The organism is Priestia sp. YIM B13552, assembly GCF_042787775.1.
Lineage (GTDB): Bacteria > Bacillota > Bacilli > Bacillales > Bacillaceae_H > Priestia > Priestia megaterium_E.
The window spans coordinates 776,796-791,893 of the sequence record NZ_JBHZOU010000002.1; the positions used below are offsets into that span (position 1 = coordinate 776,796).

General features: G+C 37.8%; 22 protein-coding genes. 4 read left to right on the forward strand and 18 right to left on the reverse strand.

Annotated features, from left to right (window positions below; all coding sequences use genetic code 11):
- Positions 1-140: 140 nt before the first annotated feature.
- Both ACFX40_RS10035 and ACFX40_RS10040 read left to right on the forward strand, forming a co-directional pair.
- Positions 141-1,814, forward strand: a complete 1,674-nt coding sequence (locus ACFX40_RS10035; protein ID WP_014458233.1) for a DEAD/DEAH box helicase — start codon at positions 141-143, stop codon at positions 1,812-1,814.
- The gene (locus ACFX40_RS10040) at positions 1,801-2,625 is read left to right on the forward strand and encodes a YqhG family protein (protein WP_060746976.1); all 825 of its coding nucleotides are present in this window, start codon (positions 1,801-1,803) and stop codon (positions 2,623-2,625) included. The genes ACFX40_RS10035 and ACFX40_RS10040 overlap by 14 nt, the downstream gene beginning before the upstream one ends.
- A gap of 23 nt (positions 2,626-2,648) precedes the next feature.
- Here ACFX40_RS10040 and ACFX40_RS10045 read toward each other — a convergent pair whose 3' ends face one another.
- The 9 genes from ACFX40_RS10045 to ACFX40_RS10085 form a co-directional block, all read right to left on the reverse strand.
- Positions 2,649-2,834: a YqzE family protein gene (locus ACFX40_RS10045; RefSeq protein ID WP_013059170.1), complete on the reverse strand. Its 186-nt coding sequence runs from the start codon at positions 2,832-2,834 to the stop codon at positions 2,649-2,651.
- Positions 2,835-2,877: 43 nt separating this feature from the next.
- Positions 2,878-3,252, reverse strand: coding sequence for a competence type IV pilus minor pilin ComGG (comGG, locus tag ACFX40_RS10050; protein ID WP_028410646.1), 375 nt, complete (start codon positions 3,250-3,252; stop codon positions 2,878-2,880).
- Positions 3,242-3,679 carry a competence type IV pilus minor pilin ComGF gene (gene comGF / locus ACFX40_RS10055; protein ID WP_013059172.1) on the reverse strand — a complete coding sequence of 146 codons (438 nt, stop codon included), beginning with the start codon at positions 3,677-3,679 and terminating at the stop codon, positions 3,242-3,244. Before comGF ends, comGG begins: the two co-directional genes overlap by 11 nt.
- The gene (locus tag ACFX40_RS10060; RefSeq protein WP_028410645.1) at positions 3,676-4,014 is read right to left on the reverse strand and encodes a type II secretion system protein; all 339 of its coding nucleotides are present in this window, start codon (positions 4,012-4,014) and stop codon (positions 3,676-3,678) included. Before ACFX40_RS10060 ends, comGF begins: the two co-directional genes overlap by 4 nt.
- Positions 3,998-4,480, reverse strand: a complete 483-nt coding sequence (comGD, locus tag ACFX40_RS10065; protein WP_377254867.1) for a competence type IV pilus minor pilin ComGD — start codon at positions 4,478-4,480, stop codon at positions 3,998-4,000. Before comGD ends, ACFX40_RS10060 begins: the two co-directional genes overlap by 17 nt.
- On the reverse strand, positions 4,422-4,733 hold the full coding sequence (comGC, locus tag ACFX40_RS10070; protein WP_016765560.1) for a competence type IV pilus major pilin ComGC: 312 nt from the start codon (positions 4,731-4,733) through the stop codon (positions 4,422-4,424). The genes comGD and comGC overlap by 59 nt, the downstream gene beginning before the upstream one ends.
- Positions 4,734-4,747: 14 nt before the next feature.
- Entirely contained in the window at positions 4,748-5,794 is a 1,047-nt protein-coding gene (gene comGB, locus ACFX40_RS10075; RefSeq protein WP_028410643.1) for a competence type IV pilus assembly protein ComGB, read from the reverse strand.
- On the reverse strand, positions 5,785-6,837 hold the full coding sequence (gene comGA / locus ACFX40_RS10080; protein WP_013059177.1) for a competence type IV pilus ATPase ComGA: 1,053 nt from the start codon (positions 6,835-6,837) through the stop codon (positions 5,785-5,787). Before comGA ends, comGB begins: the two co-directional genes overlap by 10 nt.
- A 268-nt stretch (positions 6,838-7,105) precedes the next feature.
- A complete protein-coding gene (locus ACFX40_RS10085; RefSeq protein WP_098333370.1) occupies positions 7,106-7,489 on the reverse strand; it encodes a Spx/MgsR family RNA polymerase-binding regulatory protein in 384 nt (127 codons plus the stop codon).
- Positions 7,490-7,750: 261 nt separating this feature from the next.
- Here ACFX40_RS10085 and ACFX40_RS10090 point away from each other — a divergent pair, with 261 nt between their 5' ends.
- Entirely contained in the window at positions 7,751-7,987 is a 237-nt protein-coding gene (locus tag ACFX40_RS10090) for a DUF2626 domain-containing protein (protein WP_013059179.1), read from the forward strand.
- 37 nt (positions 7,988-8,024) lie between these two features.
- Here the strand turns inward: ACFX40_RS10090 and ACFX40_RS10095 are convergent, their stop codons facing one another.
- A complete protein-coding gene (locus ACFX40_RS10095) occupies positions 8,025-8,657 on the reverse strand; it encodes an MBL fold metallo-hydrolase (RefSeq protein WP_028410642.1) in 633 nt (210 codons plus the stop codon).
- Between the two features lie 208 nt (positions 8,658-8,865).
- Between ACFX40_RS10095 and ACFX40_RS10100 the strand changes: the two genes are divergently transcribed.
- Positions 8,866-9,042 (forward strand): DUF2759 domain-containing protein, encoded by a 177-nt coding sequence (locus tag ACFX40_RS10100; protein WP_013059181.1) that lies wholly within the window; start codon positions 8,866-8,868, stop codon positions 9,040-9,042.
- Between the two features lie 35 nt (positions 9,043-9,077).
- On the opposite strand, the gene ACFX40_RS10105 is transcribed toward ACFX40_RS10100, so the two are convergent.
- The 8 genes from ACFX40_RS10105 to rpmG form a co-directional block, all read right to left on the reverse strand.
- On the reverse strand, positions 9,078-9,980 hold the full coding sequence (locus ACFX40_RS10105; RefSeq protein ID WP_028410641.1) for a M14 family metallopeptidase: 903 nt from the start codon (positions 9,978-9,980) through the stop codon (positions 9,078-9,080).
- A 111-nt stretch (positions 9,981-10,091) separates the two neighbouring features.
- The gene (locus tag ACFX40_RS10110; RefSeq protein ID WP_013059183.1) at positions 10,092-11,060 is read right to left on the reverse strand and encodes an ROK family glucokinase; all 969 of its coding nucleotides are present in this window, start codon (positions 11,058-11,060) and stop codon (positions 10,092-10,094) included.
- Positions 11,061-11,062: 2 nt separating this feature from the next.
- Positions 11,063-11,269 carry a YqgQ family protein gene (locus tag ACFX40_RS10115; protein WP_013059184.1) on the reverse strand — a complete coding sequence of 69 codons (207 nt, stop codon included), beginning with the start codon at positions 11,267-11,269 and terminating at the stop codon, positions 11,063-11,065.
- Positions 11,270-11,450: 181 nt separating this feature from the next.
- On the reverse strand, positions 11,451-12,971 hold the full coding sequence (locus ACFX40_RS10120; protein ID WP_098331857.1) for a rhomboid family protein: 1,521 nt from the start codon (positions 12,969-12,971) through the stop codon (positions 11,451-11,453).
- Positions 12,972-13,105: 134 nt separating this feature from the next.
- The gene (locus ACFX40_RS10125) at positions 13,106-13,282 is read right to left on the reverse strand and encodes a hypothetical protein (RefSeq protein ID WP_013059186.1); all 177 of its coding nucleotides are present in this window, start codon (positions 13,280-13,282) and stop codon (positions 13,106-13,108) included.
- 51 nt (positions 13,283-13,333) lie between these two features.
- The gene (locus ACFX40_RS10130; RefSeq protein WP_377254870.1) at positions 13,334-14,131 is read right to left on the reverse strand and encodes a DUF92 domain-containing protein; all 798 of its coding nucleotides are present in this window, start codon (positions 14,129-14,131) and stop codon (positions 13,334-13,336) included.
- Positions 14,118-14,684, reverse strand: a complete 567-nt coding sequence (locus ACFX40_RS10135) for a 5-formyltetrahydrofolate cyclo-ligase (protein ID WP_028410638.1) — start codon at positions 14,682-14,684, stop codon at positions 14,118-14,120. The genes ACFX40_RS10130 and ACFX40_RS10135 overlap by 14 nt, the downstream gene beginning before the upstream one ends.
- 46 nt (positions 14,685-14,730) lie before the next feature.
- Positions 14,731-14,880 carry a 50S ribosomal protein L33 gene (rpmG, locus tag ACFX40_RS10140; protein WP_013059189.1) on the reverse strand — a complete coding sequence of 50 codons (150 nt, stop codon included), beginning with the start codon at positions 14,878-14,880 and terminating at the stop codon, positions 14,731-14,733.
- Positions 14,881-15,098: the final 218 nt, after the last annotated feature.

The following is a 15,098-nucleotide window of genomic DNA, read 5'->3' on the forward strand; positions in this document are numbered from 1 at the left end:
AGATGTATCTATCTTTATTCACACAATCATTTGTAAAGTGCTAATCTATTTTCTTTTTCAAATTTTCTAAATATATTTTTATCCTACCTGATTCTTATCATTTGTTCAATAAAAATTTTTTACAAAGGAGCATTTTTATCATGAAAGTGAAATTAAACATCGATGAAACATGGGAAGCAGCCTTCTCAACTAAATTGGAGCAAGATGGCCCTTGGTCTGCATGGGATTTGTATAAACTTGCCTATGAAATAGAAGACCAAACGCTTATCTCAGAATTTGAAGGACTGCAAAGCCCAAAACATCTAGCTGATTTAACGCCGCTTCCTCATCAGCTCGAAGTAGCCAAACAAGTAGTTGAAACAATGAATGGGAAAGCCATTTTAGCAGATGAAGTAGGACTGGGGAAAACGATTGAAGCAGGGTTAATTTTGAAGGAATATATGATTCGCGGACTTGTTAAAAAAGTTCTCATTTTAGTTCCAGCTTCGCTTGTTTCACAGTGGGCTATGGAATTGAATCAAAAATTTTATATTCCCGCAGTTCCTCAAAGAAAATCATATGTGTGGGATCAGTGTGACATCGTTGTATCTTCAATTGATACAGCAAAACGTTCTCCTCATCGAGAAATTGTGCTTGAACAAGACTACGATCTCATCATCATTGATGAAGCTCACAAACTTAAAAACAACAAAACAAAAAACTATGAATTTGTGCAAAGTCTAAAAAAGAAATTTTGTCTGTTGCTAACCGCAACACCGATTCAAAATCGAATTGAAGAAATTTTTAACTTAGTCTCTCTTTTAAAGCCTGGCCATCTCGGCAATAAAGACTATTTCGAAGAATTATTTTCCGCTAAAAAACGCTCTTTGCAAAACGATGAACACTTAAAAGAGCTTGTTAACAAAGTTATGATTCGAAATCGCCGCCACGATACGGGTATCGAATGGACGAAGCGAATTGTTCAAACCATTCCTGTTGAATTCTCGCCAAAAGAACGGGAGCTGTACGATGCAATTACATCTTTTAAAGGAAACGGACTCCACCCTTCAAGCGCTTTTTCAATTTTAACTCTGCAGCGAGAGGCCTGCAGCAGCCGTGAAGCGGTGTATATGACATTAAAAAACATGCTGGAACGTCAGGAAGATCAAAACAGCGCATTAACGGAACATATGATTACGCCGTTAATGGAACTACTTCAGCAAGTGCCGCAAAATGCAAAAGCAGAAAAAGTGCTAGAGCTCGTTCAGAAAATTGATGATAAAGTCATTATTTTTACTGAGTACAGGGCAACTCAACTGTATTTACAGTGGTATTTAAAACAGCATGGAATTACCTCTGTACCCTTTAGAGGCGGATTTAAGCGAGGTAAAAAAGACTGGATGAAGCAGCTTTTTGAAAGCCACGCGCAAGTATTTATTGCCACTGAAGCAGGCGGAGAAGGAATCAACCTTCAGTTTTGTCATCATATCATTAACTATGATCTGCCGTGGAATCCAATGCGTCTAGAACAGCGAATTGGAAGGGTCCATCGTTTAGGTCAAAAACATGATGTTCACATTTACAATTTAGCCATTCAACATACGGTCGAAGAACATATTTTAAAATTACTGTACGAAAAAATAAACCTTTTTGAACGGGTTGTTGGAGAGCTAGATGATATTTTAACAAAGCTTGATTTAAAAAATATCGAAGAGCATATTCAAGATATTTTATTTCATTCACGGAGTGAAGGAGAAATAAAAATCAAAATGGAGAACTTGACGTCTATTATTCAATACGAAGACAGCGAGGAGGATCAGCATGCAGCAAACTGATATTCATCAATTTTTAAAGCGTTATTTTCTAGCTAATAATTGTTCTATTGTCACAGAAACATCGTCTTACCTGACGGTTCAATTAACGATTGAACTCGATAAAGAATTGATGAATCGTCCATTTTATTGGCACTATATCGAAAAGACGGGAGGAGAAGCAACTCCTGCTTCGCTCACTTTCATTACAGACCCAGCATTTGAAGACGATTCCGTTCAAGGAGAACGAATTCATTTCGGTTCACCTAGGCTGCACCAAATTTTCGCTTCTACTCAAAAACTTGGCGGGTTTATTCACTTGTATGAACAAGTTGCATCAGCTCAGCCAACAAATCAGCCTTTACACCCTTGGCTTGCATTAAATATTAAAGTCTCGTACAAATGCGATCGTAAAAAAGATGAGCTCTTGTCGCTTGGCATTAATTTAATCAATGGACAAATTATTGAATCATTTCACGAATTAATCATTAATCAAAATTTATCATCTAAAATCTCAGACTATTGCTTTACTCTCTCACCTTTTATTAAACCGAAAAGTGCCATCGCACGACTCACATCATATGTGAGTGACTATGTTAAAACTCAGCCAACTGAATGGGCTGAAAAAGCGCAGGAGAGATGGTATGAAGACTTAGCGCTTCTTGATCATTTTTACGAAACAGCAGAAGAGCTGCCAGAAATATATATGACCGAAAAAACAGCGCTTCAAGAATTGTACGAGCCGACTATCTTATTTAAATTTATAAACGGTGGCTTATTTTACATATCGCCTGAAACGATGTCTCGTCAATTTAATAAAACACAAGCCGGTTAAAAAAAGATGAGCATATGATATGCTCATCTTTCTTTTTTCTTTCGATACCACAGCATAAACGACAGCGGAATCATTCCAAACCATCTGTTTGCAAAAGGTGCTCGCTCTTCTTTTTTTTGAATCTTTTTCGTTTTCCTCTCTTCTTTTGGCTGATCCATATATTGTACAAATTGCTGAGTCATATATTTTACATAATCATTCGTTTTCATATAATCATCTCCTCAGCACTATTATATCCGGAGAGAAAGAGACTTAATCCGTCCACTTCACAATGTGCTGATCCTTTTTTTGAATATATGCCGTTTCCGTCAATGCTCTTCCTTGCAATGTTTGACACTTTATTTTTAGGATAATCATCTGTTCATCTTCACTTACTACTTCGTATGAAACCGTACCAGTTTCTAATACTAAAGGTGCAAATGGAGATTTATTATGTTCTTTTATTTCTTTTTTTACATGTACAACCGCGTTTTCTAAAAGATGCTGCAGACGATTTTTCTGCTCTACTTCTTGATAAAATGAACTTTTCGTCACAAAATAAGTGGTTTGCTGAGCTACTAACAGAAGAAAAAGCGCACAAAATGCCAAAACAACCGGGAGAATAAATCCTTGCTCATTATGTTTCATGAGCAAGCATCAAAAACGTCGTAATGGTTTCTTCTCTAACTTTGTTAACACCGTCTGTTGAACGAATCAACAGCCTTTCTTTTTGCTGTTCGTACATAATATTCTTAATGTGCTGCAGCACAACTTCATGACCGCTTTCATCCACTCGTCTTCTTATCTTGTCTTCGTAGCGTTCATAAGTGATGATCTGATTATTTTCCATTTTCAACGTAAGCGTAGTCGCATGAATTCCCACTTCTTTTGCTTCTCGATATTCCATAGCAAGTTGATTTACAAAGATTTCCCACTCCATTTCATTCATACTAAAGTCCGGATTATATGTTTGCTTAGCTAGCGGAATGATAATGGGGAAAAAGGAAACAATGATCAAAAAAAGAGTAAAACTGACTAGCATCTCTACAAGCGTAAAACCTTTTTCCCTTTTCACTTCAACATCACATCACACTTCTTTTTCATTTTCTCAGCGGAATCTGTCCATTCTACACAAAGCTTTTGAGCACTTTCTCCGTCCCACTTCAGATAAAACGCAACGTTTTCTTTTACGATTTTTTCTCGCCGTTTATATCCTGCTTCATATTTATATTTCAATAGCTCTTCGTGCAAGATAGCATCAGCTTGATACGAAACATATTGCTTCTTTTCTGCTTCCTTCATCTGAACATACAAAGGAATAATTGTACCGGTTAGGAGTAAAAGCATACTAAATGAAACAAGCATTTCTAACAAGGTGTAGCCCTGCTGACCCTTACATCTTGTCCACATAAAAACGCCCTCTGCCTATTTGAAAAGTAACTTTATATTTAAATTTTTGATTGCTGATAAAAATGGTCTTCGCTTGAGAAATATTGCCGTTTTTGTTGTATTGTATCGTGGAATTGCCGCTTCCAAACGTAATATGAATGGTGGAGTCATAGGCGCGCTTATAAAGAACGGCACGAGAATCAGAAATAATATATTCTGTTCCCTTCGATGCGAAGTTAATTTTAATTGGAGATTCTCGGTTCATGGCTGTCTGCTGCACATAAAACGTGTCGCTTTGCAGCTGTCGCAAGAATAATGTGATTTTGTAATATTCCACAAGCGGCCGAATGGCTACGATAACGGAAAACATCATCACTTGCACAATAAATAAAACCATCAGCATCTCAATGAGGGTAAATCCTTTTTGCTTAAGAAGAACCACTAGCTGTAACCTTTCCGGTACCGTCAATTTGAATAGCTTGGCCATTTGGACACACGGTGCCTTCTTTTAAGTAGCCCCCTGCTTCAAGCTCTTCTAGACTTGGTTTTTCGCCATTTTCAAGTTCGTATACTTGTACCTCAGCCTCTACGGTTTTGACAAGAGCTGAGCAGCCTTTGTTGTTAATAACCGTATTATGCTTTAATACATTTGGAATCATAATGAGCAAAAGCACGGTAATAACGAGCATAACAATGAGCATTTCAATAAGGGTAAATCCTTTATTACCTTTTAGAATCATATTCTTTCACCTTTCTACAAGCTCGACATCACTTCTAACATCGGAAGCATAACGGACATATACATAAGCAGAATGACAATTCCGATGAATAAGAATGTAAGCGGCTGTACATATTTTAAAATACGAAAAATAAACTGTTCCATTCTTTCCATCATAAATAGACTGTAATCATACAGTTCTTGAGAAAGCTCACCGTTCTGCTGGCCATGAACAATAACATGAGCCAAGTCTTTTTCATAATGAGATTTACCTGAAACGATATGATCTAATCGCATTCCTGAGGAAAGTTGATCTGTAAAAGCAAAAGCTTCCACTTGAAAAAACGGATGATGCTCTTGCTTTTGAAAAAGAGCAAAGCATTCATAAATAGATAAACCACCATTTAGTAAATTGCTCATATGAACAGAAAAAAAGTACGAGTTAAATAGCCGTGTGAACGTTCGGATAACGGGAACTCTCATAAAGAGCTGCATTTGAACTACTGGAGGCAATTTTTTAATGTAAATCACATAAAACAAATACAGGATGATTGGCATACTGATGACTGCAGGTAACACAAAAGGAAAGAACGACATCGCCTGCATAAATAAGAGGATAAACGAAGACTGCTTGTTTCCAAAGGATAAGTACAGAGCTTCAAACTGTGGAAGTAAAACCGTACTTAAAACAAATAAAATGGACAGAATAAACAGCAGTAGCAATACGGGATATTGAACAAGCTTTTGAAATTTTTTACGATGCCTGACTTTTTCTTCAATCATTGAGCTGCTTTCTTTTAAAGCAAATTGAAGGTTTCCATGCTGCTCCGCAAAATATAAATAGCTTAAAATATCACGGTGAAACTGAAGTTTAACAAAAGCATCGTGCAAAGATTCTCCTCGTTTTAACTGCTCAAGACATTTTTCAATATCCGTTTTTTCTTTGTTAGATACTTGAAACGTCAAAAACGAAAGAGCTTGAGAAAGAGTGTAGCCTTTTTCTAAGAGCTTAGAGACCTGCTTAAGAATTTTCGCTTGCTGAGCAAGAGACCACCTTTTTTGTCTATTTGTCTTTACCCCCATCCGTCTAGCGAATGCGGATATAAATAGCCTAGCGCGATTCCTTTTAGAATAACATCTCGGAGCGTCTTATAATCATAATCCGCATTTTCTCCTTTCACTTCTCTCATCACTGCGCTAAGCTCCTTGCCATAAAGCAATTCGTATATGCTGGACTGACGATGCTTTCTCATTTTTTTACAAGCGGGATGGCATTTTCCGGAACACAGCGGACAGCGAATTTCTACAAGGCGCTGTGCAGCTACTGCTACAAGAGTCTGTTCCATTTCTTGAAAGCTAACGCCAAATTCAAGCAGCCTGTACAAAGATCCTTTTGTATCTTTAGTATGCATCGTTGTCAAAACCAAGTGTCCGGTAAGCGCTGCTCTCACAGCAATTTTGGCAGTCTCACTATCTCTTATTTCTCCCACCATGATAATGTCTGGGTCATGGCGCAATATAGCTTTTAAACCAGTCGTGTACGTAATCCCCGCCCGTTCATTTACCTGTACTTGAAGCACGGTTTCACTCGGTTTTTCAATAGGGTCTTCTAGTGTAATAACATTTCGATTAAAAAGATGCTTTACTTCGTGTAAAAGAGTATATAGAGTAGTGGTTTTACCTGATCCTGTAGGACCGGTAAAAATAATTAATCCATGAGAGAATTTCAAGAGAGAAATAAGCTTTTTAGTATGTTCAGGAAAAAGAGATAAATGTTTGAGAGATGTAGATTGTTGATGAGGCAAAAGCCGAATAACAAGACTTTCATCATGAGAAGTAGGAAGAGTTGATAAACGTAAATTTACTTGATAGTGATCAATGGAAGTGGTCAATGCACCATTTTGAGGTTTTCTTCGTTCGCCAATATCCATTCCCCCTAAAAATTTAAAATGCGAAATGAGCCGTTCAGACATTTCCTTTGAAATAACCCTCTTTAAAATAAGCTCTTGGTCAATTCGCAGCTGAATCACAGCATCTTTCTTTCGGGGCACAATATGCACATCAGAACTTCGGCACTCACATGCATCTCGTATAATGTAAGTTGCAAACTGTTCAATTTCGGTCAAACGATCATCACTCCTTTATTTGTAATCAAGATGATTGGTAAAACATCTAGAAACAGTAATTTCGACCTTTTTCGAGATTTCCCTCCTTTTTTTTTCATTTTTTATAATTTTTTTAGTATACGCTTCTTTTCTTCGCTTCAATCCTTGTACAAGATGTACAACTTCTGTACACCTCTAAACGATTACATAAAAAAGACAACGTGATGTAAAACTCTACGCTGTCGTTTTATTCGTTATTTACTGAATTGAACTTCTTCATCATGTACGCTTACACAACTAGAGAAGTAAGACTTGTTTTTTTCTTGACTAAATTTTTAAGAGCAGATTCGTTATAGCCTACTACAAGCTTTTTGCCATCTGTTAAAATTGGTCGGCGAAGCAAACGAGGATGTTCAATTAATAGATTGACTACTTCTGATAGCGTCATGCTATCCACATCAACATTTAACTTTTTATATTCTTGACTTCTTTTAGCAAGAAGTTCATCCATCCCTTCTGTTGTCATAGAAAGAAGTTCAAGCATTTCTTTATGAGTAGGTGTTTCTCTAAATAAATGACGCTCTTTAAAATTTACATCTTCCTTCACTAGCCATTTTTTCGTTTTACGACAAGATGTACAGCTCGGATACGTATAAAATTTAATTTCTTCCATATGAAACCCTCCCGTTTTTTAGTTGTAGGTTGTTTATATACATTGTACACGTTTTGTATAACTTTTGTATAGTATTTTGCACATGTTTTGTATAACTTTTTTTCTTCTGTCGTATTTCAAGGAAAAGATAGCGTTTTCAGGAAAGAAAGGATGTATTATAATGGAAAAGTATCGATATAGTTTCATAAGTGCTTTCTAGTGCTTACACAGCGATGACATTCATCATGACACTAACTAAGTTTGATAAAGGAGGAAATGGACGTGGAACGAATGTACCGTGTAATGGGGTTCTGGACAGCAATTTTCACTGTAATGTTTTACCTCGGTCACATGCATAAGACTTCTTTACTCTTTTTAGCTCAAACAGGCTTTTTTGTAATTCTTAGTTATTTAAAGCTGTCTGAAAGAATGTACATTTACGTTTTCGGAGCATATTTGACCGTCTTTTTTGTGGGGTTCACGTACTGGTCAACTTTTATGATGACACCAGGACAGTAAAGAGAAAAGCGATGGGCTTCCATCGCTTTTTGTATTCTTAAAAACCATTTAGAAAAGGATTTTGATCCATTTCGTGTCCCACAGTTGTTTCAGGTCCGTGACCGCTTAGTACAAGCGTATCTTCTGGAAGGGACAGCAATTTTGATTCGATGCTTTCTAACAGCTGAGCTTGATTGCCTCCAGGTAAATCTGTGCGTCCAATGCCGCCTGCAAAAAGCGCGTCACCAGATACTACGAAGTTACCCGGTTTGAAATAATATGAAACGCTGCCAGGAGAATGGCCAGGCGTTTCGTACACCTCAAATTGGAATGAGCCAATTGTTAAATTGCCTTCGACTGAAATAATATCGGTTGCATCTGGAGCCGTAATTTCTCCTAAATCAAAAAATTTCGAACCGTTTAAATCACTATTATGAAGCCATTCTTTTTCATTTTTATGTACATAAAGCGGGATAGAGTAGTGATTCATCACTTCATCTACTCCTCCAATGTGATCAAAATGAGCGTGTGTCAGCAAAATAGCCAACGGTTTATACGTTTGTTTTTCTAGAAATTCAACGAGCTGTTTTCCCTGAGCTCCCGGGTCAAAAACTAAACACTCTTTTTTTTCGTTAGCCACGACATAACAATTCGTTTGAATCGGTCCTAGCGGTATACGATGATAGTTCATAATGTATCCTCCTTGTAAAATTTATTTTCGTTATATGCATTATCATACACACATCATCTTATAAATGAAAGTAAGGACCTTTCTAAGCTAATAAGGCGAAAGAAAGATTGGTTTTCATCTCGACAAACGGTTAGAAAAGTTTTACAATTAAAGGGATAAGCTAATGATAGCGCTTTAATTTTAAGTTGCCTAAAGGAGGTTTCTTCGAGTGGGTCTTATGATTATTTTTGCACTAACAACATTGCTAGGCGTATTTGCAGCTATTTCATCTTTTAGAAATAAAAACATATTAGGCATTGGTTTTTCGGTACTAACATTCGGTGTGTTCGGATGGTTTACCGTGATGACCATTATACATCACGGTTATCCGGCGGTACATCATTAAAAAAGCCACGCAAAGCATATGCTTTGCGTGGCTTTTCAAATAGATAGATATTCCATTGCCGCAACTAAAATAGCCTTGGTCGGATTATATACGCGCGATATTTGAGATAAAGGAAGCGGATTAATTCCTTTCCCCAGTTCTAAAGTGAACCCTAGCTTTTTCTTTTCTAAAATAAACCAATCCTTAAATCCAGCGTGACTATCAATCGTTTTGACTGCTTTATAACCGCTTACCCTTTCAAAATAACTGGCTATTTCCTCCGCTTCCTTCGGCTCTTCATTCATATACCCCCAGTAAAATTCTTCTCCTTGGGTATGTAAAGCGATCACACAATCAAAATCATGACGCTCAACGAGTTTTACCATTGCCTGCGCTTCAGGTTCAGACAGAGATTCATAGCCTGGAAAGTCCCGATAATGCGGAGCTTTAGGTTCTTTGCGCTTTTTTTCAATTTCCCAATAAGCTGGAAACTGATTGTTTAAGTCTACCCCTCGGATATTTGCTTTCCAGCTTTGAAAATCAGGAAAATCTCTCCCTATTTTAGAAAGAAAAGACGCATAAGGTTCACTTACAGCAGGACCTTTTAAGACCAGATCTACTCCGTCTGGATTAACAATTGGAACCGCAGAAAGCGTAATTTGATTAAAAAGAGTTCTTGCTTCCTGACCATTCAACGCCTGATCATAATGAAGAGCAGCTAAATAATCTTCAACAAACTGTAGAAGAACATTTGTCGTAATCCATTCATTGGCATGAAAAGACGCATTAATATGAACTTTTCTTTCTCCGTTTCCAATTAAAATATGAGGAATCGGCTTTCCAAGCACGCTGCACCCTATCCATTCAAGAGCACCATAGGGATAGTACGTTAAAAGTGTTTGGATATCTTGTATTGTTCGCGTGTAATCGTAGGGCTTTTGGATATCTACAATTTGCATAATCTTCACTCCTTTACACTATGTATATGTAAAGATTGAAAAGATGCATGATAAAAAAGCGCTTTGACTAAATGTCAAAGCGCTTTTTTATCTCAGTTAGATTCTTGCTTATTATTCAAAATAAGATTTAACTAACCAAGCTCCTCCAATGATTCCCGCATCGTTTCCTAAAGTAGCGATTGCTAGTTCAGCACCTTGCGCTACGCGAGGAAATGCAAAACGTTTGAAATAATCTCTTACCGGTGCAAGTAATACCTCGCCTGCACGAGACACACCGCCGCCTAGAACGATCTTCTCAGGGTTTAATGCATTAGCAGAGTTTGCTAGTGCTAGACCTAAATGAAAAGCAACTTTATCTACAACATGCATAGCTAACTCGTCTTTTGAACGAGCTGCATCAAATACATCTTTAGATGTAACTTGTCCATTTTGTTCTAACACTGTGCGAAGCTCACTTGGTTTGTCCGTTTCCGTTAATTCTTCCATTGTTAAACGTACAATTCCAGTTGCTGAAGCAATGGTTTCTAAACAGCCGGTTTTGCCGCAGTTACACGGTGCCCCGCCTTCAGGAATAGAAGTAATGTGCCCGATCTCACCAGCGGCTCCATTTACGCCTTGTACAATTTCACCGTTTGCAATGACGCCACCGCCAACGCCTGTGCCAAGCGTAACGCAAAGTAAATCTTTTGCTCCGTCTCCAGCACCCTTCCACATTTCTCCAATCGCTGCAATGTTTGCATCATTGTCTACTACAACAGGAAGAGAAGTTTCTACTTCCAAGATATCTTTAATAGGGAATTTTTCCCAACCTAAATTGACAGCTACTTCAATCGAACCGTTTGCAAAGTTGACAGGCCCCGGTGCACCAATACCAATTCCTACTAACCTTGATTTTACTTCTCCAAGATCGTTTAACTTTTTATCAATTGCTTTTGCAATATCCGTTGGAATTTTACGGCCTTGCTCGCTCACATCCGTATTAATTTCCCACTTGTGAATGATTTCTCCATAATGATTAATAAAGGCCATTTTTATTGTTGTACCGCCTAAATCAACTCCAACTAACCATTTGTCATCCATGTTCATTCATCCTTTTTCTCTTTTTGTTGTTTTAACTCTCGACGAAGCAAAAGAATTGCCATTTGGTAATCACGTACATCAATCAAGTTAGACTGATATAACTCTTTTACTTCCGCTTCCATCAGCTCTAAATCAGCAATACGATCGCCCACGTATATAAAAATGCCGAAGGACTTTAATAATTGTTGTACATCATATAACGTATTCATTCTGTCACCTTTATCCTATTTTCTAGGTGATATGATTCATTTATTTTGAGATAACTCAACAGTCATTCAGTCATAAACAGCGGCCGTATTTAACGCCCACTGCTAGGTCTACATATTAATATTCTAGTAAACGTTCTCACAATAGTAAAGTATAAAATATTAAATTCGTCATTCAACAGTTTTAATTTCCTATCTCTTGCTTCAGCTTTTCGTATTTTTCATTTTGCGGTTCCAGCGCAATTGCTTTATCGATATTTTGTGTGGCCGCTGGAATATCATTCAGTTTCATATTCACCAGAGCTAAATTGTAATACGCCTCATGAAAAGTTGAATCATACTTTACAGCCTGATTTAATTGCTGTTTAGCTTTTTTATAATTTTCAAGATAAAATTCTGCGTTAGCACTGACGAAATACACGTTACTATTTGCTGTTCCTTTTTCAACAAAAAGCTTAATGGCATCTTTTGCTTCTTCATACTGCTTCTGTTGAAGATACGTAGCCGCTACGCTGAGTGCATAGGGCTCATCTTGATAAACAGAACGCTCATGATATCCATAAAAAAGCAGACTTCCTACTAATAAAAGCGTGCAAATGAAAGCCGGAATCTGAATATACAGCTTTTTTTGTTTCGGTAAACTGACGATGCTCGCAGCTAAAAATCCGCCAACCAAACCGCCAATATGTCCTGCATTATCGACGTTCGGCGCAACAAATCCAAAAATCAAGTTAATCACAATGATGACAATAAAACTCGACCCCATTGTTCGAAAAAAGAAGCGTGGATTTGTTCTTGCTATAAACAGTAAAGCTCCAAAGCAACCGAAAATAGCCCCTGAGGCTCCTGCGGAAATGGACGTATTCCATATAAAACTTCCTAGAGATCCTGCAAACCCGGCAAATATATAAATAAAGACAAAACGTCCGCTGCCATATATCCTCTCTACAAGCGTTCCTAAATAATAAAGGGCTACACTATTCATAAGCAAATGCAGAAGTCCTATATGCAAAATTATAGGTGTAAAAAAACGCCACCATTCGCCTTCCATAATTAAGGGGTTGTATTTAGCTCCGTATTGAATCAGAGTGAGCGTATTTTGTGTACTGCTCTTCCACTCCAGAAATAGAAACATTAAGATTTGCAGCGCTAAAAATATATATGTAAAAATAGGCTTCCCGTATCCAGCTATTTGCTGTTCTTCGCTTTGTTTTTTCTGTACAAAAAGCACAATTTTATGTTTCCACTTCTCTATTCGCTGTGCTTCTTCTTCGGAAGAGAAATTGTCTGCGCTTTCTAATGTAAGACCTAGCCGTTCGAATAAAGGTTCATAAGCGCTTGCTTTCTCTGCCGTTAGTTGTTCAACGTAACTATTCACTTTAGAGGGACTCGGCGCACTTTCTAAGGACTGCTCTGTATAAAAAGGATCAAAATCAGCAAAGTAAATCGTGTTAAGAGTAAGCGTTGATTTACCTCTCTGCTTTCGCACATTCTCAGCTCTTTGTAATGCATACAATACATCTTTTTGCTGCTCAACGGCTGATTTAAAATTCCGGCGGACTATGCGGACAATTGACTTATCTTTACGATGCGACGATTGAAACCATAGCTCAGAAGCATCAGCTTTCATCGAAATCAGCTCATATGAAGAATGGCCAAGCAATTGCTGTGCCAGCTGCAAATAATAAAAATCTTGCCTAGACAAATAGTCACCTCCTCATACTCTCTATATGTAAAGATGGCAGAAAGCCAGGAAAAAAGCAACGATTTTCCCTTTTTCTTTTTCTACAAAAAAACACCTTACAGGTCGGTAAGGTGTTTTTTATGTATCTTTCGCTCTTAGCGGAAGACCTGCTTCATTAAACGATCCCGAACAAACGGCAAATTAAAAAATGAACGAACAGCTAGACTGCGGATAAATGAATTTCCAAACAGCGAATTTAAAACACGGTATCTCATTTGATAGCCCAGCGTTCCAACAACTAAAAGCGTAAGTACTAATACAATATGTCTCATTTTCAAGCCTCCTTACGTTTACTTTGCTCCTATGACGAACATTTTATGCTCTTATATAGGTAAAAACAGGATAAGGATTCCGCCTGTAAAAGCAGCAAGCAAAATAGCGGCAAGATTTACAACATCATTGTTAAAGAAAGTTATTCCTTTCTCTTTTATCGTTGGCTTACGGCAATGATCTTTCCGTTCCGTTTCAATACCGCAGCTTTGACAGCGAAAGCGAACTTGCACACTTGCTCCAAGAAGAGTGTCTATAGCGTTTCCAATAAAACCAAAGCACCCGACTAGCAATATACTACTCAGCGATGCGGATGGAAAAGCAAAATAACAAGCGGCAGCGATAAGAAAAGCTCCGGCTGCTCCGGCTGCTGTACCTAAAAGTGAAACGGCTCCTGAGGTACCCGCTTCTACTCTCTTTAATGTCCAAAGGTAAAACGGCGGCTTCTTACTAAGAGATCCTATTTCAGATGCCCATGTGTCCGCATTAGCAGCTGAGATACTGATCATAAACATCCACATGTAAACAGGAAAAGCTGTTGCAGCATATAACAAACCGCAAGCAGCAGCTACACCTCCATTAGCAAGGACTTGAATATAATCTCGCCTGTCGTGTTTCTCTAGCTTTTCTTCTAGTGCGCGTTTTTTTTCTTTTTTGTACTTACTACACAACGTAGAAGTGCTAAAAAATAAGAGTAAGAGTAAAAAACCTTGAAGCGAAAAACCAATATAAACGCTCGCTCCTACGATGAAAGACATGCAGGCTCCCGATACTGTCAGTGCTTTTGCTATGTAGCCTGCTCCTGCCATGAGTAATATTACAATTATCATGACAGCATCAAACGGATTCACAGCAAATAAGCTCCTTCTCTGTCAAAATATATTCAACGGGAATATCATGAGATTCATATGGGACCTCTGAAACGACTTGACAATCAAACGCGAGGCTTAGCTTCTGTCCGGTATAATCTGTTAGATAACGATCGTAATAGCCGCCTCCATAGCCGATACGATATCCATTTTTGCTATATACCACGCCAGGCACAAGGAGTAAATCAATTGAAGATTTTGAAACGGGAACAGTTTCTTCAACAATTGGTTCGGCTAACCCGTAGTACACTGTTTCAAGCTGTGAAAAATTCGTAATCTCGTAGAAAACCATTTGAGATGTTGTGGGGTTGCATTTTGGAACAGCTACTTTCTTTCCATCTTTCCAAGCACGTTCAATGATGGCTTTCGTATTAACTTCTTTATTTCTTGAAACTGTAGCTGCAATGACTCTAGCTTCTTTCCATAAACAAGTTTCATACAGTGCATTTGCTATGCTTGTTGAATGTGCCTCGTGCTGCTCTTCAGAAATTAAATTAAGAACGCCCTTCATCTCTTTGCGCAGATGAGATTTCATTTTAATTCCCCCTATAAAAAAAACAGCAGGATTGTACTCCTACTGCTTACTTTGTTTCACGATGAAGTGTAACTTTTTTAAGTCTTGGGCTGTATTTTTTTAACTCAAGACGATCTGGGTTATTACGCTTGTTTTTAGTTGTAATGTAATTACGGTCACCAGTTTCAGTGCAAGCTAATGTAACGTTTACGCGCATCTATTTTCCCTCCAAACATTATAAACATAAATCAGACTTTAATATAATATCATTTTTCGAAAGGAAATGCCAGTCTGTTTTTTTGAAGAAAGTCATTTAATTTCATTTCTTCACTTTTTCTTTCCTCTTAGAGCCCTGAGTTCCTTCTCTGCTGCATCTTATATATGAAGTTTCTTGAAATAAACGGAACTCTTTTTACGAGAGGCGCACTTCCTTTC

Excerpts from the sequence above, each read along its gene's own strand:
- comGC (WP_016765560.1), bottom strand. The coding sequence starts at position 4,733 with ATGATTCTAAAAGGTAATAAAGGATTTACCCTTATTGAAATGCTCATT.
- comGD (WP_377254867.1), bottom strand. The coding sequence starts at position 4,480 with ATGGCCAAGCTATTCAAATTGACGGTACCGGAAAGGTTACAGCTAGTG.
- rpmG (WP_013059189.1), bottom strand. The coding sequence starts at position 14,880 with ATGCGCGTAAACGTTACATTAGCTTGCACTGAAACTGGTGACCGTAAT.
- ACFX40_RS10110 (WP_013059183.1), bottom strand. The coding sequence starts at position 11,060 with ATGGATGACAAATGGTTAGTTGGAGTTGATTTAGGCGGTACAACAATA.
- ACFX40_RS10135 (WP_028410638.1), bottom strand. The coding sequence starts at position 14,684 with ATGAAATCTCATCTGCGCAAAGAGATGAAGGGCGTTCTTAATTTAATT.
- ACFX40_RS10035 (WP_014458233.1), top strand. The coding sequence starts at position 141 with ATGAAAGTGAAATTAAACATCGATGAAACATGGGAAGCAGCCTTCTCA.
- ACFX40_RS10040 (WP_060746976.1), top strand. The coding sequence starts at position 1,801 with ATGCAGCAAACTGATATTCATCAATTTTTAAAGCGTTATTTTCTAGCT.
- ACFX40_RS10085 (WP_098333370.1), bottom strand. The coding sequence starts at position 7,489 with ATGGAAGAAATTAAATTTTATACGTATCCGAGCTGTACATCTTGTCGT.
- ACFX40_RS10045 (WP_013059170.1), bottom strand. The coding sequence starts at position 2,834 with ATGAAAACGAATGATTATGTAAAATATATGACTCAGCAATTTGTACAA.
- ACFX40_RS10115 (WP_013059184.1), bottom strand. The coding sequence starts at position 11,269 with ATGAATACGTTATATGATGTACAACAATTATTAAAGTCCTTCGGCATT.
- ACFX40_RS10095 (WP_028410642.1), bottom strand. The coding sequence starts at position 8,657 with ATGAACTATCATCGTATACCGCTAGGACCGATTCAAACGAATTGTTAT.
- comGB (WP_028410643.1), bottom strand. The coding sequence starts at position 5,794 with ATGGGGGTAAAGACAAATAGACAAAAAAGGTGGTCTCTTGCTCAGCAA.
- comGG (WP_028410646.1), bottom strand. The coding sequence starts at position 3,252 with ATGAAACATAATGAGCAAGGATTTATTCTCCCGGTTGTTTTGGCATTT.
- ACFX40_RS10125 (WP_013059186.1), bottom strand. The coding sequence starts at position 13,282 with ATGAGACATATTGTATTAGTACTTACGCTTTTAGTTGTTGGAACGCTG.
- ACFX40_RS10060 (WP_028410645.1), bottom strand. The coding sequence starts at position 4,014 with ATGTGGACAAGATGTAAGGGTCAGCAGGGCTACACCTTGTTAGAAATG.
- ACFX40_RS10105 (WP_028410641.1), bottom strand. The coding sequence starts at position 9,980 with ATGCAAATTGTAGATATCCAAAAGCCCTACGATTACACGCGAACAATA.